Origin of the sequence: Streptomyces sp. NPDC050145 (assembly GCF_044460245.1) — a bacterium.
In the GTDB taxonomy this organism is placed as follows: domain Bacteria; phylum Actinomycetota; class Actinomycetes; order Streptomycetales; family Streptomycetaceae; genus Streptomyces.
Map to the genome: position 1 here is coordinate 81,218 of NZ_JBITJS010000024.1, position 22,871 is coordinate 104,088.

Annotated in this window: 2 protein-coding genes; both read right to left on the minus strand. The window is 76.5% G+C overall.

Annotated features, from left to right (window positions below; translation table 11 throughout):
- Positions 1-7,899, minus strand: a complete 7,899-nt coding sequence (locus ACIBTU_RS35355; protein WP_399130787.1) for a beta-ketoacyl synthase N-terminal-like domain-containing protein — start codon at positions 7,897-7,899, stop codon at positions 1-3.
- The gene (locus tag ACIBTU_RS35360; protein WP_399130788.1) at positions 7,896-22,871 is read right to left on the minus strand and encodes an amino acid adenylation domain-containing protein; all 14,976 of its coding nucleotides are present in this window, start codon (positions 22,869-22,871) and stop codon (positions 7,896-7,898) included. The genes ACIBTU_RS35355 and ACIBTU_RS35360 overlap by 4 nt, the downstream gene beginning before the upstream one ends.

Sequence of the window (22,871 nt, forward strand, 5' to 3'; positions counted from 1 at the left end):
TCAGGAGTGCTGGGGCAGGAGGGACAGCGCCTGCTCCACGGTCATCCGGTTGTCGCGGACGGCACCGAGCAGGGCGTCGAGGTCGGCGGCGCTGATCTGCGCGGGCGCCGGGGCGGAGGGGGCGGCCGGGGCGGCGGGCGCCGAGCGGTCCGTCGAACGGGCGGCGATGTGCGCGGCGAGGGCGGTCAGGCTCGGGTGGTCGTAGAGCACGCCGGCCTTCTCGTCGAGGCCGTAGGCGTTGTTGAGGAACGCGACGAACTCGACGCCGAGGATCGAGTCGAGGCCCAGCGCGTTGAAGGTCGCGTCGACGTCGACGTCCCACACGTCGCAGTAGAGGGTCTCGGCGAGCTGCTCGCGCAGGGTCTCCAGCACGGCGGCGGAACGGGTGCCGTCGGCGGGGGTGGTGGCGGGTGCGGCGGGGGCCGGTACGGGCGCGGTCGGCTGCCCGGCGACCGCCCCGGCGACCCGGCGGGCGAACGCGCTCGGCGTGGGGTGGTCGTAGAGCTCGGTGGCCTTGAGGTCGGTGCCGAACCTGGCGTTGACCAGGGCGATGAACTCGACGCTGAGGATCGAGTCGACACCGAGCGTCTGGAACGTGTGCTCCGGGTCGAGGTCGGCCGGCTCCATGTAGAGGACCCCGGCGAGCACGTCCCGCAGGTCCTCGGCCACCTGGTCCGCCTTGCGGGCGGCGGGCGGGGCGGACGCGGGCCGCGGCGCCGGCGGCGGAGAGGCCGGTACCGGTGCCGGTGCCGGGGTCACGGCCCCGCCCAGCGGTCGGAGGGAGATCTTGCGGGCTCGGGTCATGGGAGACGCCTCCTGAGGCGTGGTCGTGTTCGTCACGGTCGGCGCCGCGTTCAGCGGCCGGAGCACGGCGGTCGCGGGGGCCTGCACGGTCACCGGCGCGGGGGCCACCGGGGCCTGCGCGGACACCTGGGCATCACCCCGGTCCGGCACCGGCGTACCGGCCGAGCCGGCGACCGGCTCGGCAGCCGGCGAGGCCGAGCGCAAGAGAACCTGCGCGGAAGCCCGGTCCGGTGCCGGGGTGGGGGCCGGATCGGCGGGTGGCTCGGGGAGCGCCGCCGAAGCCGGTTCGGCCACCGGCACGGCGACCGGCGAGGCCGCACGCAAGAGGGCCTGCGCGGAAGCCTGGTCAGGCACCGGAGTGGTGGCCGGTGCAGCGGCCGACTCGGGTACCGCCACCGAAGCCGGCTCGGGGGCCGGCGCGGCCACCGTCGCGGCGACCGGCGAAGCCGCACGCGCAGGGGCCGGCGAGGCGGCGCGCAGGAGAGCCTGCGCGGCGGCCGACGCGGGGACCTGGGCGGGAGCCCGGTCCGGCGCCGGCGCGGGAGCCGGACCGGCGGCCGGTACGGCGGTCGGCTCGGCCACCAGCTCGGCGACCGGCGAAGCCGCACGCAGGAGAGCCTGCGCGGCGGCCGACGCGGACACCTGGGCAGAAGCCCTGTCCGACACCGGCGTAGGGGCCGGCTCAGCCGCCCGTGCGGCGACCGGCGAGGCCGCGCGCAAGAGGGCCTGCGCGGCGGCCGATGCAGGCACCTGCGCGGAAGCCCGGTCCGGCGCCGGGGTGGGGGCCGACGCGGGGACCTGGTCGGAAGCCCGGTCCGGTGCCGGGGTGGGGGCCGGATCGGCGGGTGGCTCGGGGAGCGCCGCCGAAGCCGGTTCGGTCACCGGTGTGGGGCGGGGCGGTTCGGGGGTCGGCGCCGCGGGCTGTGGCGCGCGGCCGAAGTCGCGTAGGTGGGAGCGGAGTTCGGGGGGCGTGGGGGACGCCGTGCCGAGGCTCTGGCGGTGGAGGCGTTCGATCTGGAGGTCGTACCAGCAGCGGACGCGTTCGAAGGGGTAGTGCGGGAGCGGGACGCGCCGGGCGTCCGGTCCGGCGCCGCAGACCGCGACCCGGTCGATGCGGCCTCCGTCGAGCCACGCCCGTACGGGATCGTCGGCGGCCACCTCGGTGCGGCGCCAGGGCCGGGGGCGGCCCGCGGCGACGGCTTCGAGGCCCGCGAGGAGTTCCGGCAGCGATCCCGCGGCCACCGCGGCCCGGTGCTGGAGATCGGCGCGTCCGGCGGCGAAGGTGTGGGCGACGTCGGCGGGCCGCACCGGTTCACCGCGCTCGGCGGCGGCGCTCAGCGCGTCGCGCAGCGTGCCGGCGTAGGCGGCGAGGGCGGTGTCGGTGCGCGCGGAGAGGAACACCACGACGGGCTCGGACTCCGCGGCCGAGCGCGCGGCCTGCGCCGGCGGTCCCTCGACGACGACGTGGGCGTTGCCGCCGCCGGCGCCGAAGGAGCTGATGCCGGCGCGCAGCGGCCGGTCGGTGCCGTCGCGGGTGGTCCAGGGCGCGATGTCCTGCTGGACGGTGAACGGCACGCGGTCGAAGTCGATCTCGGGGTTCGCGGGGGTGGCGTGCAGCGAGGGCACGAGCGTGCGGTGCCGCATCTGGAGCAGGACCTTGGCGAGCGCGACGGCGCCCGCCGCCGACTCGAGGTGCCCGACGTTGGACTTCACCGAGCCGATCGGCAGGTCTCCGGGCCCCTTGACGCCGTCGCGGGAGAACGCGGAGGCGAGGCCCCGGATCTCGATGGGGTCGCCGAGCGCGGTGCCGGTGCCGTGGGTCTCCACGTAGTCGAGGTCGCCGGCGCTCAGCCCGGCGTCGCGCAGGGCCTTGGTGACGAGGTCGGCCTGGGCGCGCGGGTTGGGCACGGTGTAGCCGTTGGTGCGGCCGCCGTGGTTCACGGACGTGCCGCGGATCACGCCGTGGACGTGGTCGCCGTCGCGCAGGGCGTCGGCGAGCGGTTTGAGGACGAACGCGCCGACGCCCTCGCCCGGTACGTAGCCGTCGCCGCCCGCGCCGAAGCTGCGGCAGCGGCCGTCGCTCGCGGCGAAGCGGCCCTGGCCCAGCATGAAGTACTTGTTGGGGTGGATCAGGACGTTGACGCCGCCCGCGATGGCGACCTTCGAGCTGCCGGCGCGCAGCGACTCGACCGCGAGGTGGATCGCGGTGAGGGCGGAGGAGCAGGCGGTGTCGACGGCGGTGCTCGGGCCCTGGAAGTCGAAGAAGTAGGAGACGCGGTTGGCGATGGACCAGTAGGCGCTGTTGGCGAGCACGTGGTTGCCGCGCAGCCGTTCCTCCGCCTCGTGGAGCTGGTACTCGCCGTACATGGCGCCGACGAAGACGCCGACGTCCTTGCGGTGCACGGGGTCGCCGCCGGTGACGAGGGTGTCGGGGGTGTATCCGGCGTCGTCGAGGGCGGCCCAGCAGGACTCGAGGAAGAGCCGGGACTGCGGGTCGACGGTGCCGGCCTCGCGCGGGGAGATGCTGAACAGCGGCGCGTCGAAGTTCTCGACGCCCTTCACGAAGCCGCCCCACTTGGTGTAGGTGCGGTCGACGCGGGTCTTGTCGGGGTCGTAGAGGGCCTCGGCGTCCCAGCGTTCGCGGGGTACCTCGGTGATGCTGTCGCGCCCGGCGACGAGGTTGTCCCAGAACGCGTCGAGTCCGTCGGCCTCGGGGAACCGTCCGGCGACGCCGATGATCGCGACGGCGCGGGGGTCGACGGCTTCGTGCGCGGCGGCCGGTGCGGACCGGGGAGCGGCCTGGACGCGGGCGCTCGCGTCGAGCGGCGCGGTGGAGGAGGCGGGCGGTTCGGCTACGGCCGGGGCGGGCTCGGGCCGGTCCGCGCCGGTGAGTTCGGCGCAGCGTTCGGGGAACTCCTCGGCGAGGTGCTCGGCGAGCTCGGCGACCGTGCGGCACTCGAACAGGAGCGTCTTGGAGAGCCGGCCGAAGTCGGCGGCCAGGAGTTCCACGACGCGGATGGCGAGGAGCGAGTCGATGCCCAGGTCGTCGAAGGGCCGGTCGGGGGTGACCTGTTCGACGGGCGTGCGGGTCGCCTCGGCGACGACGGCCCGCAGCCGCTCCTCCAGCAGTCCGGCGACCGGGGCCGTGGCAAGGGGGGCCGCGACCGGGCCGGGTTCCACGGGCGTCACCGGTGTCACCGGCGCCTCGGGCTTCTCGGGCCCGGCGGCCGGTTCCGGGTCGAGCAGTGCGAACGCCTCCCGCAGCCGGTCCAGGTCCCCGTACAGCACGACCGGCGCGCTCTCCTCGCCGTCCCGCCCGGGCGCGCCGAGCAGGGCTTCGAGGACGGCGGTCCCGGTGGCGGTGGGCATCGGGCGCATACCGAGCGCGGCGAGTTCCTGCTCGGCGTCCGGGCCGGTCCGCATGCCGCCCTCGGCCCAGTACGGCCAGCTGACGGAGAGGGAACGGCCGCTGCGGGACGCGGACTTGGCGAGGCGCGCGCGGCGGGCGACGAACCCGTCGGCGGCCGCGTTGGCGAACGCGTAGTCGGCCTGTCCGGGGCTGCCGAGCGCTCCGGAGACGGAGGAGTAGACGACGAAGAAGTCCAGCGGCCAGTCGGCGGTGGCGGCGTCGAGCGCGGTCGCGGCGGTCAGCTTGGCCGCGATCACGTCGGCGGCGTCGGTGGTCTCCTTGCGCAGCACGTAGGCGTCGCGCAGGACGCCCGCGCAGTGCAGCACGCCGTGGACCGGGCCTTCGGCCCTGATCCGCTCCGCGCGGGTGCCGACGGCGGCCGCGTCAGTGCTGTCGAGCCGGTGGTACGTGACCGATCCGCCGACGCGCGCGGCATGTTCGGCGAGCCGGTCGATCTCCGCTCCGCGCTCTCCGGTCGCGGCGGACCGGCCGGTGAGGACGAGGTGCGCGGCACGGGTGTCGAGCAGGTGGCGGGCGAGCAGGGTGGCGAGGCCGCCCATGCCGTTGATCCAGTACCGGCCGCCGTCGCGGAACGGGGCGCGGCCACCGGCCGGAAGGGCGGTGGGGCGCAGTACGGAGGTGGTGAGGGTGCCGTCGCGGGCGACGCCGAGCCGGCGGGCCTCGGGGGCCCGGGTGACGGCGGCGCGGACGGCGGACGCGAGCGCGTCGGGTCCTGCCTCGGTGTCGAGCGCGAGCGCGGTCACCTCGAAGCGCGGGTTCTCCCCGGCGAGGGAGCGGCCCAGGGCGGCGACGCCGTGTCCGGTGACGGCCGCCGCGTCGTCGAGGGCGTCGGCGGGGTGCGGGACGAGGATCTTGGCGCCGCGCCGGGAGAGCGGGCGCAGCAGGGCCTTGAGGAGGGCGAGCAGGCGCAGGGCGTCGGCCGGGGACCCGGTGGCGGCCCGCTGGAGCGGCCACACCACGACGGGGGCGGCGGTGCCCTCGCCCAGCCGGGCGACGAGCTCGGCGCCGGTGGCGGCGGCCTGCTCGGCGTCCTCGGGGTCGGGCAGCCGTACGGCGGCCCCTTCGAGGGGAGTGTCGCCGATGACGACGAGCGGGGCGTCGAGGCGGTCCTGCGGGGACACCTCGAACGGGATGCTCGCGGGCGCGAACAGGTGGATTCCGTCGGGCAGTTCACGGGGCGCGGAGGAGGAGCCGTCCGTACGCGGTACGGGGCGCAGGGCCAGGCCGTCCAGGGTGAGGACGACGTTTCCGTCCGGGCCCGCGACCGTCACGTCGTACTTGCGCACCCGGCGCCCGCCGCCGGCCAGCCGCACGGGCCGCACCCGCACCCAGGCCTCGCGCGGCAGCGGGGCGTGCGAGGTCAGGGCGTCGACGGCGAAGGGGATGAACGTCTCGCCGTCGAGGTCCTCGCGCAGCACGCAGCCGATGACGGTCTGCAGGGCGCCGTCCAGGACGTACGGGCACAGGGTGTCGCCGCCGGAGGGGCCGTCGGCGGCGATGCGGGCGAGGGCGCCCTCGCTGCCGTGGCGCAGTTCGCGCAGCACCTGGAAGGCCGGGCCGTAGGTGACGCCGTGCTCGGCGAAGTACCGGTACAGGTCCGCCGGTTCGGCCGTGTCGGGGAAGGCGGCGCGCAGGGCGGTGAGGTCGAGCGGGGCGGGGGCCGGCGGGGCGCCGGTCGTGGGGCGGGCCTCGGCGTGCTCGGTGTCGGACAGGACGCGCACGCTCTCGCCGGTGACGACGGCGGTCAGGGTCACGGGGGCGGTGACCTCGACCGGCCGGTGGAAGGCGATGTCGGCGAGGCCGGATGCGGCGGGGTCGGTGCGGCGGGCCGCGGTGAGGGCGAGGTCGAGCTGGGCGGCGGCGGGCAGCACCGGGCGGCCCGCCACGACGTGGTCCGCGGCGACCGGGTCCTCGGGCCGCACGGTGCGGGTGGGGGCGGCGCCGGGCCGGGGCCAGAGCGTGCGGGCGAACGGATAGCCGGGCAGCCGGACCCGGCGGCCCGCCGGGGCGTCCGCGTCGGCTTCCGGCAGTTCGCCGGTGCCTTCGGCCCAGGCCCGGTAGGCCTCGGGTGCGTCGGGCGCAACCGGCTCCGCGCCGGCGGCCAGCTTCCGTAGGGTGTCGGCGAGTTCGGTCGTGGACGCGGCGGGGAGGGCGGCGCGCACGCGGCGGGTGCTGCGGCCCGTGCGCAGGGTGTGCGCCACGTCGGTGAGGGGGTACTGCGTGACGGCGTCGGCGAGTTCACCGGCGAGGGCGCGCAGCGCGGTGTCGGTGTGGGCGGACAGGACGCACCACCGCGCGTCGCCGTCCCCATCGCCGTCCCCGTACCCGTACCCGTCGGTGCTCGGCGCCTCGGATCGCGGAGCCGGCGGGGCCTGTTCGAGGACGACGTGGGCGTTGGTGCCGCCGATGCCGAAGGAGCTGACGGCGGCGCGGCGCGGCCCGTCGGGCACGGGCCAGCCGCCGGAGACGAGGTCCGCGTCGGCGACACGCAGTCCCCCGGCCCCGCGCAGCGCGCGGTTGGGTGTGGAGTACGGGGACTGGACCGGCACGGTGCCGTGCTCCAGGGCCAGGACGGCCTTGACGACGCCCGCGATGCCGGCGGCCGTGTTGAGGTGGCCGAGGACCGACTTGACGGAGCCGAGCGCGGCGGGGTGCGGGCGTTCGCCGCCGTAGACCCGCTCCAGCGCGGCGAACTCGACCGGGTCGCCCAGGTGGGTGCCGGTGCCGTGGGTCTCCAGGTAGCCGACCGAGTGCGGGTCGGTGCCCGAGACGGCCAGGGCCTCGCGGATCACGGCTTCCTGCCCCTCGGGGGAGGGCGCGTGGTAGTCCATCTTGCGGCCGCCGTCGTTGTTGACGGCGCTGCCGCGCAGCACGGCCCGCACGGGGTCGCCGTCGCGCACGGCGTCGGCGAGGCGGCGCAGCACGAGGGCGCCGCCGCCGTTGCCGAAGAGGGTGCCGTCGGCGGTGTCGTCGAAGGGGCGGCACTCGCCCGTCGGGGAGAGGATCATGCCGGGCGCGGCCAGGTATCCGGCCTGCGGGAAGTGCAGGGACGCGGCGGCCACGACAGCGAGGTCGCACTCGTGGCCGAGCAGGCTCTCCGCGGCCAGGTGCAGGCCGACGAGCCCGCTGGAGCAGGCGGTCTGCACGGTCAGGCTGGGACCGGTGAGGCCGAGCTTGTAGGAGACGCGGGTCGCCGCGAAGTCCTTGTCGGACGACGAGAAGCGGATCATGCCGGCGGCGTCGAGCTCCGTGATGCCGACCGGCGGAAGGGTCGGCTGGCCGACGGAGACGTAGGCGGCGGTGCGCAGCCCGGTGCGGTCGGGGGCGAAGCCCGCGTCCTCCAGGCCGTGCCAGGCGACCTCCAGGAGCAGCCGCTGCTGCGGGTCCAGCCATTCGGCGTGCTGGGCGCTGTAGCCGAAGAACTCGGCGTCGAAGGCGTCCGCGTCCTCGAGGACGACGCCGGCGGGCACGAACTCCTCGCGGGCCAGGGTGGCGGGGTCGTGTCCGAGGGCGATCAGCTCGGCGTCGGTGTGGCGCCGGATGCCGGAGCGTCCCTCGTCGAGCAGCTGCCAGAGCCGGCCGACGGAGGTCGCGGGCCCGAACCGGCAGGCCATGCCGACGACGGCGATGGCGTTGGGGTCGATTCCGGTGGCGTCGTGGGTCATCGTTCGTCTCCGAGTCGGAACGCGCGCCGCAGCTCACGGCGGGAAGGTCGGTCGGGGGCGGCGGCGGGTGCGCTGGGCGCGGAGGGGGCGGTGGCGCCGAGGCGTCCGGCGAGCAGGCCGACGAGGTCGTCGACGGTGGGCCGGGCGAACAGGTCGGCGAGTTCGAGGCCGGTGTCCGGGTGGGCCGCGTCGAGCCGGGCGAACAACTGGCCGAGCAGCAGGGAGTTGCCGCCGAGGTCGAAGAACCTGCGGTCGGTGGGGACGTGGTCCGTCTCCAGCAACTCGCGCCACAGGTCGAGGACTTCGGCGCGCAGTGCGTCGGTGCTCACCGTGGCCGTCCCGGGAGCCTGTTCCGGGGGCGTTCCGGGAGTCGGCGCGGCCGGAGTCTCCTGCGCGGCCAGGTTCTCCTGCGCGGCCAGCCGGACGGCCTCCTTGCGGTCGACCTTTCCGTTGGGCGTGAGCGGCAGTTCCTCGGCCGCGACGAGCCGGTCGGGCAGCATCCACGGCGGCAGGCTCGCCGAGGCGAACTCGCGCAGGGCGGCGAGGTCGGGCAGCGGGCTGCCGGCGCGGGGCACGGCGATGACGAGGAGCCGGGCCGAGGGGCCTTCGCCCCGCACCGCGAGGACGACGCGGGCGAGCGCCGGGTGGGCGCTCAGCACGGCCTCGATCTCGCCGAGTTCGATGCGGTGGCCGCGGATCTTGACCTGGCTGTCGGCGCGGCCGAGGAAGAGCAGGCGCCCCGCCTCGTCCCGCCGGACCAGGTCCCCGGTGCGGAACCAGCGGCCGCCGCCGGTGGCGCGGACCGGATGGCCGGTGAAGCGCTCGGCGGTGAGCGCGGGCTGCTGCCAGTAGCCCTGGGCCACGCCCGCTCCGCCGATCCACAGTTCGCCGGGCTGCCCCGGCGCCGGGGGCCGGCGACCGTCGACCTCGGTGAGGACGAGTTCCGTCGCGCCGATCGGCTCGCCCAGGTGGACGGGGCCGTCATCGGTGACACGGGCGAGGGTGGACCAGATGGTGGCCTCGGTGGGGCCGTAGACGTTCCACAGGCTGCCCGTGCGGGCGGCGAGGGCGGTGGCGAGACTGCCCGGCAGCGCCTCGCCGCCGCAGAGCGCGACGAGTCCGGCCGCGCCGTTCCAGCCGCCCTCCACGAGGAGTTGCCAGCCGGCCGGGGTGGCCTGCATCGCGGTGATGCCGCGGGACTCGATGAGGCGGGCGAGGCGGCGGGCGTCGACGACGTCGGTGCGTTCGGCGACCACGACGGTGCCGCCGGTCAGGAGCGGCAGGAACAGTTCGAGGACCGAGATGTCGAAGCAGACGGTGGTGACGGCGAGGAGCCGGGCCGGGTCGCGCTCGTCGATGCCGACGGTCGCCGCGATGGCTTCCAGGGTGTGGACGACGTTGCCGTGGGTGACACCGACGCCCTTCGGCCTGCCGGTGCTGCCGGAGGTGAACATCAGGTACGCGAGATCGGTGGGCGCGGGCGGGCTCCCGGCGGGGGTGCCGGTAATGGTGTCGGTGCCGGTGTCGCCGCGCAGGTCCGCGGGGTCGAGGGTCGTGAGGCGTCCGGGCAGCAGCCAGGTCAGGTCCCGGTCGGCGACGGCGACGGTGCAGCCCGCGCCCTCGACGACCAGGGACAGCCGTTCGCTGGGGTAGGAGTCGTCCAGCGGGACGTAGGGGCGGCCGCTCTTGAGGATGCCGAGCAGGACGGCGGGCAGCCGTGCGGAGCGGTGCATCAGGACCGCGACGGGCTCGCCCGGCTGCGCCGCCGCGTCGACGCGGCGGGCGACGGTGTCGGACAGGGCGTCGAGTTCGGCGTAGCTGAGGCGCTCGTCGTGGTCCTCGACGGCGGTCGCGTCCGGGCAGCGGCGGACGGTCGCGGCGAAACGGGTCACGAGAGTGCCCGCGGCCGGATCGAGCAGGTCGCCGACCGAGGTGCCGGTCGTGGCGCGGGCGGCGGTCGCGAGGTCGACGGCGGTGCGGCGCAGGTCCTCCACGAACCGGTCCACGCCGGCGCCGTCGAGGACGGCGGTGCGGTGGTTGGCGAGGATCTCGGTGCCGTCGGGGGTGTCGGTGATCTCGAGGCCGAGGTCGAAGTGGCCCTGCTGGCCGCGCCGGTGGACCGGCTCCCAGCCGGCGGGCGCGGGCTCGTCGGCCCGCTCCCAGTTCTGGTAGGCGAGCGTGACGGTGGGCAGGGCGTCGTCGCCGTGCGCGGCACGGCACAGGGCGGCGAACCGCGGGTAGGGCAGCGCCGCGTGGGCGAGGGCCTCGCGGACGGACCGGCCGAGGGTGCGCAGCCAGGCGGCGGGGTCGAGCGCGGGGTCGAGGTCGACGCGTACGGGGACCGTGTTCACGAAGCAGCCGACGGTCGCCTCGTCCTGCGCGGAGGAGCGCCCGTAGGTGGGCACGGCCACCAGGAAGGAACGCCGGCCGGTGGCCCGCGTCAGGGAGAGGGCGAACGCGCCGAGCCACGCGGTGAACCGGGGCACGTCCGCGGCCCGCGCGAGCTCGCCGAGGGCGGCGGTCAGGCTGCCGGGCAGCGTGTACTCGCGGTGGGCTCCGGCCGGTCCGGCCTGCTCACCGCCGCCGGGGAAGAGGACACCGGCGGGGGTGCCGTCGGCCAGGCGGGTGCTCCAGTGGCGTTCGGCCTCGGCCCACACGGCGGGCTCGGCGCCGTCACGTTCGCCGCGCAGCGCCGCCGCCGGCGAGCCCGGCTCGGGCAGTTCGGCGGGCACGCCGCGCACGTGGGCCGCGTACAGGGCGGTGATGTCGCGGCGCAGCAGGTCGGCGGAGCGGCCGTCCACGGCGATGTGGTGCGTAGTGAGCTGAAGGACGGGGCGCTCCCCCGCGACCTCCCACAGCACGGCCCGCAGCAGCGGTTCGGCGGAGGTGCGCAGCCTGCGGTCCCCCTCCTCGGCGACGGCCCGCTCCAGCGCGTCGCCGTCGACGATCCGGGTGACGAGCGCGGGGGCGTCCGGCGCGGGGACGAACGCGGGGCTTCCGTTGTGGGTGCGCACGCAGCAGCCGAGCAGGGGGTGGCGCCGCACGAGATCCGCCACGGCGGCGCGCACGGCCTCGCGGTCGGCGCCCTCGGGCAGCCGCCAGGACAGCGAGATGTTGTACGGGGTGTGCGGGGCGGCGGCCTGGTCCGCGGCCCACATGCCGACGAGCCGGTCGGGCAGCGGGGCCGGGAACGTGGCGTCGACGACCGGGGTGACCGGGGCGGCGACGGTGGCGGCTCCCTCGGCGGCGAGGGCCGTCAACTGGGCGCCGCGCGAGTCCAGCAGACGCCTGGTCAGGTCCCGCAGCCCGGTGCTGTCCAGCAGCAGCGGCAGCGGCACCCGGCCGAGATCGTCCTCCAGGATCCGGGCCAGCCGCATCAGGGCGATGGAGTCCAGCCCGTGGTCGGCGAGCGGAAGATCGGGGTCGAGCTCGAGGTCCCCGGCACCACGCCCGAGGGTCTGCGCGACCCGCCCGGTGATCCACCGCAGCGCGCCCTGCTCGGGGCCGCCGGGGGACGACTGCGGTACGGGGGTGGGCTCGGGCCGGGCGGACGTGGGCGGAGAGTCGGGCACCGGTGTCGGCTCCGTGCGTACGCCCACGGCCGCTTCCCACGCGGTGAGGTCGCCGGCCGCCAGGGCCGCGTAGGGCGTGGCGGTGTCCGGGGCGAGCAGGGGCCATACGCGACTCAGGGCCGCCCGGGTGCCGACGGGGCGCAGGCCGTACGTGTCGGACAGGTAGGCGAGGGTGTCGGGTTGCGGGGCCATGCCCGCGTCCGCGAGGACGGGCCAGCCGACGGACAGGGTGCGGCCGGGCCGGCCGGTCGCCGTGCGGCAGGCGGCGAAGCCGTCGAGGAAGCCGTTGGCGAAGGCGTAGTCGGACTGGCCCTGGTTGCCGACGAGGGCGGCGAGGGACGAGGCGAGGACGAAGAAGTCGAGGGGGTGGTCGGCGAGGGCCGCGTCCAGGCGCAGGGCGCCGAGGACCTTGGCCCGGCACACCTCCTCGACGGTCTCGGCCGTCTTGCCGCGCAGGAATCCGTCGCGGAGGACGCCGGCCGTGTGCACGACGCCGCGCAACCGTATGCCCTCCTGGGCGAGCCAGTGCCCGAGCGCGGCCACGTCGTCGGCGTCGGCGACGTCGCAGCGGCGGTACGTGACGGCGCCGGCCCGGCTCAGTTCCTTCAGAGCCGCGGCGTCCGGCTCCGAACGTCCCACGAGCACCAGGCGGGCACCCGGCGTACGGGCCAGGATGTCGGCGGCGACGTGGCGGCCGAGTCCGCCGAGCCCGCCGGTGACGAGGTAGGCGCCTTCGGGCCGCAGGGGCGGGCACGCCGTGTCCGGGGCGGTGAAGGCCGACCCGGTGAGCGGACGCAGGACGGACGCCCTGCGCCCGGCGCCGCCCAGCCGGACCCAGTCGGCGCCCGCGGCGGGCCGTGCGGCCTCGGCGAGCAGCTCCGTGATGTCCGTGGGGGCGGCGGCCCCGTCGAGGGTCACCAGACGCACCGTGAACCGGCCCGTCTCTCCGGCGACGGTCCGCGCCAGGCTGTGCAGAGCGTGCGTCAGGGGCGGGAGGACGCCGTCGCGTCCGGCCCGGGTGACCAGCAGGACGCGGGCACCGTCCAGGGCGCGGCTGCGGACGAACGCCCGCAGGAGCCGGAACACGGGGCCCAGTTCGCCGCTCACGAACCGCTCCCACTCCCCCGTGACCTGGTCCGGGGACAGCGGTTCGGCTCCGAGGCGCGCGGCCGCGCCGCCGTGCGCCAGGTCGACGAGGACGACGGCGGGCGGGCCGGTGCGCCGGGCGGTCTCCGCGAGGGTCTCCTCGTCGGCGGCCTGCTCCGTCCCGAGGGTGGCGGCGGCCGGTGCGTCCCAGCCGGGGGCTCCGGTGCCGACGACCCACAGCGGTGCCTGCGGGAGGTCGGGGCCGGCCGCGCCGGCCGGTGCGGGGTGCCAGTCCGTGACGTATCCCCGTACGGGCACGGGGTCGGACGCGATGTCGGTGGTGGATGTGGATGCGGCGGCCGGGCGGGGGGCGGCCGGTCGGATCCCCTCGTCCACGAGGACGCGGAAGCCGGTCACGTCGGCGAGGACGTCCCCGCTGACCGGGTCGATGACGTTCAGGTCGAAGACGTGGATGCCGGCGGCGGCGTCGTGGCGTACCCGGCGGGCGTGCACATAGGCGCCGCCGGTGGTCGGCTGATGGACCGTCAACCGCTCCACGGCCAGCGGGCGCAGGGTGCGACCGGCGCCGGACCCCTCCCGCAGCAGCAGGTACGCGGCCGTCTGGCAGGCCCCGTCGAGCAGCGCGGGGTGCACCACGTGACGGCCGTCAGGGTCCTCGCCCTCGTCGAGCCGCAGCTCCGCGGTGACCTCCTCGCCGCGCGCGACGGCCCGCCGCACGGTGCGGTACAGGGGGCCGTACGCGAATCCGTGGGCCGCGAACAGCCCGTAGAAGTCCTCGCCGTCCCCGGCGCCGAGGTGGGCGTCGAGTTCGGCGGTCCGGTAGACGAGGACGGGCCGTACGGGGCCGTCCGCGCCGGGGGCCGGCGCCGGGTCGACCCAGCCCTGGGCCACGACGTTGTCCTCGACGCAGGTCCTGAAGCGCCGCGAGCCGCGGGCGTCGGGCTCGTCGAGGACCGTGCTGACGGTCATCGGCAGGCCCGCGGCCGGCCGCGGCCAGACGAGGTCGCGCAGGACGGTGCGGTAGGGGTTGCCGCCCGCGCCGAGCAGCGCCTCGTGCACCAGCTCGGGGTGGAAGGCCCCGGGCAGCAGGGGCTCGCCGTCCACGACGTGGTCGGCGACCCAGCGCGAGGCGCCGCCCAGGCGTGCGGTGACGGTGCGGGCGGCCGGCACGGTCAGGGTGTCGGTGAGCGGCATCGGGGAGCTGCCGGACTCGGGCAGAGCGCAGCGGACGCGGGCGAACGGCGTGCCGGGCAGCGGGATGCGCCGCCCGCCTGCCGTGGGGGCGCAGGCGGCGTCGGCGACCCAGGCGCGTGCTGCGTCGTCCGCGCCGTCCGCCCGCGGGTCGGTGAGGAGCGCGGGGTGGGTGGCTCCGTCGGCGAGAGCGTGCAGCGCGGCGCGCAGTTCGTCCGTGTCGTGGGCGGTGACGGCGGCCCGGCAGGGACCGTGGTCGCGGCCGGTGTGCAGGGTGTGGGCGATGTCGGCGAGGGAGTGGCCGTCGACGGCGGCGGCGAGCGCGCGGGCCGTGTCGGCCAGGCGTCCGGCGTCCGGTGCGGAGAGGGGTATCAGGACGGGCCCGGCCGCACGCTCCGCCGCCTTGTGGTCCTCTCGGTACTCCTCGCGATACTCCTCCAGGACTACGTGGGCGTTGGAGCCGCCCGCGCCGAACGAGCTGACGGCGGCCCGGCGCGGCGTAACGGTGCCGGTGCCGGTGCCGGTGCCGGTGAAGGTGGAGGTGCTGTTCCAGGGTTCGGCGGCCGTCTGGATGCGCAGCGCGGTGCCGTCGAGGCCGAGCTTGGGGTTGGGCCGTTCGGCGTGCAGGGTCGGTACGAGGCGTGCGTGCCGCAGTTGCAGGATGGTCTTGGTCAGTCCGGCGATCCCGGCGGCGGCCTCGGCGTGGCCGATGTTCGACTTGACGGAGCCGACGCGCAGCGGGCCGTGGGTCCCGGCGTCCTCGAACGCGAGCGCCAGGGCGCGCAGTTCGACGGGGTCGCCGAGTTCGGTGCCGGTGCCGTGCGCCTCGAGGTAGCCGACGCTCGACGGGTCGACGCCGGAGCGGCGCAGCGTGGCGCCGATGAGCGCGGCCTGGGCGCGCGGGTTGGGGACGGTGTAGCCGCCCGTGCCGCCGCCGTGGTTGAGGCCGGTGCCGCGGATCACGGCGTGGATCGTGTCGCCGTCCGCCTCGGCGCGGTCGAGCCGCTTGAGGACGACGGCGCCCGCGCCCTCGCCGGGGACGAACCCGTCGCCGCCCGCGCCGAACGCCCGGGTGTGCTCGCCGCGCGAGGGCATCCCGAGGGCGCACAGGCCGGTGAAGCGGTCCGGGTGCAGGTACAGGTTGACGCCGCCCGCGAGCGCGAGGTCCGCCTCGCCGTTCTGCAGGGTGCGGCAGGCCAGGTGCAGGGCGGTCAGGGAGGACGAGCACATCGTGTCTACGGTCAGGCTCGGGCCGCTCAGGTCGAAGACGTGCGAGACGCGGTTGGCGACGGACGCGGCGGCGGTGACCGCGTACTCGGGGTTGTCGGCGCCCGCGGCACGGGCGTCGCGCTGGACGAGCAGGTGGCTGTTGGCGGTCACTCCGGCGAACACCGCGACGGACGGGCCGCCGTGGCTGCCGGCGAGGCTCCGCCGGGCGTAACCGGCGTTCTCGAAGGCCTCCTTGGCGATCTCGAGGAACAGCCGCTCCTGCGGGTCCATGAGCGCGGCGTCGCGCGGGGTGAGCCGGAACATCGCCGGGTCGAAGGCGTCGATCCCGTCGACGAAGCAGCCCCAGCGGGCGTATCCGCCGCCGAGGGTGCGGGCGGTGCGCCAGTCCCACCGTTCGGCGGGCACCTCGCGCACTGGGGTGCGTCCGGCGTCCAGCAGCTCCCAGAACGCGTCGACGTCCGCGGCGCCCGGATAGCGTCCGGCGAGTCCGACGACGGCGATGGCGTCGCTGCCCGTGGCTCGCTCGGGGGGTGCGGCCACAGGGGTCACCGGTGCCGCCCTGTGGGGCTGGGCGACCTCTCGTACGGCCTGGTCGGCTTCCGTACGGGTCGGCAGGGACGCGCTCGGCGCCGGGGCCAGGTGCCGGGCCAGGTCCCTCGGGGTCGGGTGCTCGAAGAGCAGGGTCGACGTGACGGTCCGCTCGGGGAACCGGGCCCGCAGCCGCTCGCAGAACTCCTCGTTGAGGAGGGAGTCCACGCCGAGCGCCGGGAAGTCACGGTCCGGGTCGAGCAGGGTCCGGTCGCGGGCGGTGAGTTCGCCGACCAGGTCCAGGAGACCGTCCAGGACGTCCCCTGATATCTGCGCCGGCAGCGGCTGGGGCTGGGGCTGGGGCTCTGCGGCGCGCTCGGCCACTCGACCGGGACCCGCCGTCCCGCGCGCCGCCAGCATCCCGGCCAGCTCGTCCACGGTCCGGTGCTCGAACAGGGCTGTCGCGGTCACCGGGCCGTACCGGCGCGACACCGCCTCGACCAGCTCCATGTTCAGCAGGGAGTCGACACCCAGCTCCTGCCAGGGCAGATAGCCGGGCACCTCCGCGCCGGGATCGCCGAGCAGATCACGCACGACGGCCCGCAGCCCCTCGGCGATGTCCGCGGTCGCGGGCTCCGTGCCGAGCGTCTCGAGCGTCCCGGGCACCTCGGCGCCGGGCGGCAGGCAGGTCAGCAGGGCCACGCAGCCCGGCACGTCCCGCAGCCGGTCGACGCCGGTGAGCCGCCACCCGTGCTCCTCGAGCAGCGCGCGCCAGCGCGGCACGTCGAGGAGCGGGCCGTGCGGCATGCGCCGGTCGGTGTCGACGTACCGCCACCAGCCGTCCGTCAGGCCGAAGGTGAGGGTGTAGACGGCCGCGGGGGCGACCATCTCGGCGAGGAGCAGGCGGCCGCCGGGCGCGAGCAGCCGGCCGATGTGGTCCAGGGTGCGGGACAGGTCGCGGGTCGCGTGGATGACGTTGCTGGCGACGACGAGATCGACGGCGGCGGCCGGGAAGCCCTGGGGCTCCGGGTTCTTCTCGATGTCGAGCAGGCGCGGCGTCACGCGGTCGCCGAACCGGCGGCGGCCGTGCTGGAGGAAGGCCGGCGAGACGTCGGTGTACGTGTAGTAGGCGTCCCGCACCCCGCGTGCGTCCAGGGCGGCCAGCGCGGCGGTGGTGGTGCCGCCGACGCCCGCGCCGATCTCCAGGATCCTCGGTGCGCGCAGCGCGGCGGCGCCCTCGGCGAGGGCTTCGGCGGCCGCGGCGTTGACCGGGTCGAAGAGCTGGTTGCCGCTGTAGACGGCGGTGACCCCGCTGAGGTCGCCGCCGGGGAACAGGACGGCCGTGGCGGGCAGTTCGCCCCGCAGGACGGGCCCGTACGACTCCAGGGTGCGGTCGAGCAGGGTGAGGTGCCCGGCCAGGTCGGGGTGGGCGGCGAGCAGGCGGTCGCGGGTGCGGTCCAGCTCCGCGCGGGTGGGCACGGGTGCTCCCGCCTCGGCGTGCTCGGTGAGGAGTTCGAGGACGGCGGCGAGGAGCCTGCGGTGCTCGGGGACGATGCCGAGGAGCGTGGACGCGGTCTCCGTGACGGTCGCGGGCCGCGCGGCGAGCGCCGGCGCGAGACCGAGTTCCGTCATCCGGTGGGCGAGCGCGCCGCGCGCGTACGTGTCGAGCCGGCGTGCGGGGTCCGTGCTCTCCCCGGCGCCCGTGCTCTCCCCGGCCTTAGCGCTCTCCCAGGCCGTGGTGGCGGGTGCGGTGAGCGGGCGCAGCGGCTCCGGTTCGCCGCTGAGCACGAGGGACTGCGGTCGGTTGCCGGACATGCCCGCTTCCAAGGCGGCCACTCCCCTTTCCGGGTCGAATGCGGTGATGCCGGGATATTCGCGGGCGACGTGCGTGGTGTAGCGGCGGGCCAGGCCGGTGTCCCGCCACAGTCCCCAGTCGAAGGCGCGCACGGCGAGTGCGGTGTCGCCGTCGACGGCGGTGGCGTAGTGGCCGAGGAAGGCGTTGGCGGCCGAGTAGTTGAGGCCGCCGACGCTGCCGAAGAGGCCGGCGGCGGAGGAGAACAGGACGAGGGCGGCGGGCCGGCCCGCCGGGCGCTCGCGCAGGGCGCGGCGCAGGGCCAGGACGGCGGTCACCTTGGTCGCGAGGACCCGGTCCAGGTCCTCCCGGCGCAGGTCGTCGAGGCGGGCCGGGCTGAGCGAGCCGACGCTGTGCACGACGCCGTCCGGTGCGCCGAACGCGGCGCGGCAGGCGGCGACGGCGCGTTCGACGGCGGTGGGCTCGGCGATGTCGGCGCTGAAGTACCGTGCCCGCGCCCCGAGTCCGGACAGCTCGGCGAGCAGGGCCGCCGTCCGCTCGTCGGCGGGCGAGCGGCCCACGAGGAGGAGCCGGGCCTGGTAGCGCCGGGCGAGGTGGCGGGCCACTTCTGCTCCGATGCCTCCGGCGCCGCCGAACAGCAGATAGGTCCCGCCCGTGACGAAGCCGTCGCCGTCGCCGGCGGATGCCGGTGCCGGGCGGTCGGCGTAGATCTGGCGCAGGCGGCGGCCGCCGCGCAGGGCGACGAGCGGTACGGCCGGGGCGCAGGGTTCGGCCAGGGCCGCGGCGAGTTCGGCGGGGCCCGCGTCCGCGTCGAGGTCGACGGCGGCGGCGGTGAGTCCTTCGATCTCCCGGGGCAGGGTCCGCAGGGCACCGAGCAGGGCGCCCTGAAGCGCCGCTCCGGGCCGCGGCGCGCCGCCGTCCGGGGCGGTGAGTCCTACGGTGACGAGGGTGAGCCGGGCACCGTCGTGCGCCCGGGCCACGGTGAGCAGGGTTTCGAGCCGGTCCCCCAACGCCCGTACGCCCGCCGCGTCCTCGCCCCAACGGGAGCCGTCCACGAGCAGGGCGACGTGCTCGGCGCCGCGCACGGCCCCGGCCAGCCCGGGGTCGTCGGCGGACACGGCCCGCACACCGGGACTCCCGGCGAGCCAGGCGCTGTCCCCGTCGTGCACGACCACGACGTCGTGGGCGGGCGAGGAGTCCGCGGGGGCCGCTTCGACGTGCCATTCCGGCACCAGCACGCGAACGTCGCCGCCCGGTCGGTCGTCGGCACGCGCAGGTTCGGGCACGGGCGTGTCTTCGCCCGGTCGTCCTTCCGTGCGGGCCGGACCGGAGCCGGGCACCGGCACGGGGCCGGATGACGCGGTGGCGTGCAGGCGCAGGCCCGCGACGCGGAGGACCGTCCGGTCCTCGGCCTTCACTTCCAGGTCGACGACCGTGTGCGTGGCGCTCTGCGCGGTGCGGACGACCCGGAGGTCCGCCCGCTCCGGTACGGCGCCGGACCAGTCCACCTGCTCCGCCGCCGCCGCGACCTGCCGGCCGGGGGCGTCCGTCAGGGACAGGGCGGTCTGGAGCGCGGCGTCCAGCCAGGCCACGCGCCGGGTCCGGGCGTCCGGGGCGGCCGGGGCGACGAGGTGGGCCAGGGCCTGTTCGCCCTGGCGGCGCAGCTCGCGTACGACGTCGTAGACGGGGCCGGTGACAATGCCGCGCCCGCTCAGCACGCGGCGCAGGTCGATGTCCCGGGCCGGACCGTGGAGTTCCTGGGCGGGCAGGGGCGCCGCGGGGCCGTCGGCGCGCTCGGCGCGGGCGACGGTGGTACCGGCGTGCTCGACGGTGACCCGGGCGGTGCCGCCCGTCTCCGCGCTGCCGCGCAGCAGCCGCACGGAGCCCTCAGCGGGCACGGGCACCGGCCGCAGGAAGCGCAGGTGCCGCAGTGCGACCGGGCCGCCCTCGGCGAGCGCGTCGATCAGGGCCGCGCCCGGGAGCGTGGCGACGCCGCCGACCCGGTGCTCGGCCAGCGGATCGCCGGCGTGCACGACATAGCCGTCCGCAGAGCCGTCCGTGCCGGGCAGCCAGTGGGAGGCGTGTTCGAAGGGGTACGGCACGAGCGGCACGCGGCGCGGGCGCGGCCCGTCGGGCAGGCGCGCGGCCCAGTCCGCGAGGCTCGTGTCCGCGCCCCGGAGCCAGTCGCGCAGCCAGGGATCGGCGGGCTCCTCGTGCTCGCCATGAGTAGCGAACTCCTGGGCTGCGCAGGCGAGTTCGGCCTGGTCGCGGACGACGAACAGGGCGCGGTGCGCGAGGTGCCTGCGGCCGGACTGGAGCGTCCAGGCGATCGCGTCGAGCGTGGGCGCCGACGCCCCGGCGGCCAGTTCGGCGAGGCTCGCGGCGAGCCGGGTCAGCGAGCCCGGCGTCGCCGCGGACAGCGGCACGGCGAACGGGCCGCCGCCCTGAGTGGGCGTGCCGTGGAGCGGCGGCGCCTCCTCCAGGACGACGTGGGCGTTGCTGCCGCCGAACCCGAAGGCGCTCACCGCCGCGCGGCGCGGTACGCCACCGGTCCCGGCCGGCCAGGGCACCGGCTGCGCGGCGACCCGGACCGGGGTTCCGTCGAGCTCGATGTGCGGGTTGAGGCGGGTGAAGCCGGGCGTGCCGGGGATGAGTCCGTGCCGCAGGACCTGGACCGCCTTGATGACTCCGGCCAGGCCGGACGCGCCTTCCAGGTGGCCGATGTTGGCCTTGGCCGAGCCGACCCAGACGCGGCCCTCGGGCCCCGCGGCGCGCTCGGGCATGCCCTGCGGTCCGGCGTCGAGCACTTCGCGGAAGGCGTCCAGTTCGATGGGGTCGCCGAGCGGGGTGCCGGTGCCGTGGGCCTCGAGGTAGCCGAGGTCGGCCGCGCTCAGACCGGCCCGGTCGAGCGCGGTGCGGATCAGTCCGCTCTGTGCGCGCGGGTTGGGCGCGGTCAGCGCGGCGGCGCGGCCCCCGTGGTTGACGGCGGTGCCGCGCACGACGGCGAGCACGGGGTCGCCGTCGGCGAGGGCGCGGCGCAGCGACTTGAGGACGAGCCATCCGGCGCCCTCACCGCGTACGAACCCGTCGGCGTCCGCGTCGAAGACCCGGCTGCCGCCCTGGGGCGAGAGCATGCCGGCCCGGCGGTAGGCGCGGGCGTTGAAGCTGTTGCTGAGCAGGTTCGCGGCGCCCGCGAGCGCGACCTCGCACGCGCCGGAGCGGATGGCGGACTCGGCGAGGGACAGGGCGGTGAGGGCGCCGGAGCAGGCGGTGTCGACCGTGATGCTGGGGCCGGTGAAGTCGTACAGGTGCGAGATGCGGTTGGCAAGGAACGCGGGGAGGGTGCCGGTGGTGGCGTAGCCGTCGGCGGCGGGCCCGTGGGTCACCAACTGCTCGCGGTAGTCGTAGCTGCACGCGGCGGCGTACACGCCGACGGGGGTGCCGGCGAGGGTGTCGGGGGCGAGCCCGGCGTGCTCCAGGGCGTGCCAGCTGAGTTCGAGCAGGGCCCGCTGCTGGGGGTCCATGGACGCGGCCTGACGCGGTGTGACGTCGAAGAAGTCCGCGTCGAACAGGTCGATGCGGTCGAGCAGTCCGGCCCGGAACCCGTCCGGCACCTCACCCGCGAGCCGTCCCTCCCCGACCGGCCCGATCCGGCACTCCCCCGCGCTCAGAAGCCGCCAGAACTCCTCGGCATCCGCCGCACCCGGCACCCGGCAGGCCATACCGATGACGGCGACGGCGTCATCGGCGCCGGAGCCGGTGCGGGTGTCCGTGGCGGTGACAGTGCCCGTGCCCGTGTCCGTGCCGGTGCCCTGGCCCACGCCGGTGCCGGTGCCGGTGCCGGTGCCGGTGCCGGTGCCGGTGCCGGTGGCAGTGCCCGATCCCGATCCCGTGCCCGTGCCCGTGCCCGTGCCCGTCGCAGTGGCGGTGCCCGAGCAGGTGCCCGTACCCGTGCCGTTGTCCTGGGGCGGTGCCTGTTCCGGGGCCTGCTGCGGAATCTGCTGCGAGGCCTGCTCCGTTGTGGTTGTCCGCTCGTCTCGGGCCCGTTCGGACAGCACCTCCGCCAAGGCCTCGAGCGTGGGATGGCGCCAGACGGCGGTGGCGGGGAGCGGGACACCGAAGGCGGTGCGGGTCTCGCGGATCAGGAGCAGCGCACGCGCGGAGTCGAGTCCCTGCTCGCCGAGCGGGCGCGCGGGGTCCACGCGGTGGCCGAGGATCTCGGACGCCAGGTCGACGAGCCGTTCCAGGACATCGGCCGGCGCGGCCGTGACGACCCGAACCGGCGCCTCCGGGGTCTCGTCGGCCGCGCCGGCCGACCTGAGGGACGCGGTCACCGCGTCCAGATAGGCGGACGCGTCCCGCCCGTTGAGCACGGTGTGGTCGAAGGCGAGCACCATCCGGCGCACGGGGCGGGTCCCGGTGTCGTCGACGCCGCCGAGGAAGAGGGTCGCGACGGCGGGCGGCACGACCACCGGCACCGCGAGGTCCGGCCCCCGGTCCCCCAGGTGGGAGAGCAGGAGGGTGACGCGGCCGTCGGCCTGCGACCGGCCGCCGAGCGCCTCCTCGACTGCCTGCGCGTACCGGCCGTCGAACTCGGCGGCCGGGAGGGTGTCGGCCGCGCGCACCACGGCGACGGTGAGATCCGCCTCGTCGGTGGCCACGGCGATCCCGAGGTCCACGTGCTCGTGCACCCGCAGCGTGCCCGGGTCGAGCCGGCGCGAGCGCAGCCGGGCACCCTCGGGCGCCGCCGCGCAGCGGGCCGCGTGGTGGGCGAAGGCCTGGAAGGCGGTCGAGAAGCGGGTGCCGCGGTGCCGGCGCAGCGCGGCCTGGAGTGTCTCCTCGTCGACGAGCGCGGAGACGACGGCGGGGACGACCTGATCGCGGGCGGCGAGCAGCGCCCGGTTGAGGGCGCGCTGACGGTCGGACTGGACGACCTCGGTGAACCCGGCCTCCGCGCCCTCTCCCCCGTCACCGCTCCGGGCGGCGATGTACCGCTGCAGATCGGCTGGCATCAGGCTGCTGCCCTGCGCGGGCACGCTCGGCAGCAGACTCTCGTCGATGCCGAGGCGGCGGGCGTGGGCCCGGGTGCGCGGAGGAATGCGCCGCGTCCCGCCGGGCCGCAGCCCGGGCACACCCCGCACGGACGCGCCGGGGGCCTGCGCCCCGGTGTCCGGTGCCGGGTCGGCGCCCCTACCCCTACCCGTACCCCTACCCGTACCCGTACCCGTACCGGCAACAGCCGGGACCTCCCCACCGGCACCACCAGAAGTCTCCGTACCGGCCTGCCCCACCGGCACGATGCGGCCCACGGAGCCGCCGATCGGGACGGTGTCGCCGACCTCGACGAGCCAGGCCTCGAGGGTTCCGGCCACCGGGGACTCGATCTCGACGGACGCCTTGTCGTGCTCCATCTCGTAGACGACCTCGTCCTTGGCGACCGTGTCGCCCGGCCGCTTGAGGAAGCGGACGATGCGCACCTCGACGATCCCTTCGCCGAGGCGCGGAACGGACAGCACGGATTCCGTGGTCAT

Bases quoted from the DNA above. Each gene is read 5' to 3' on its own strand.
- ACIBTU_RS35355 (WP_399130787.1), bottom strand. From the start codon at position 7,899: ATGACCCACGACGCCACCGGAATCGACCCCAACGCCATCGCCGTCGTC.
- ACIBTU_RS35360 (WP_399130788.1), bottom strand. From the start codon at position 22,871: ATGACCACGGAATCCGTGCTGTCCGTTCCGCGCCTCGGCGAAGGGATC.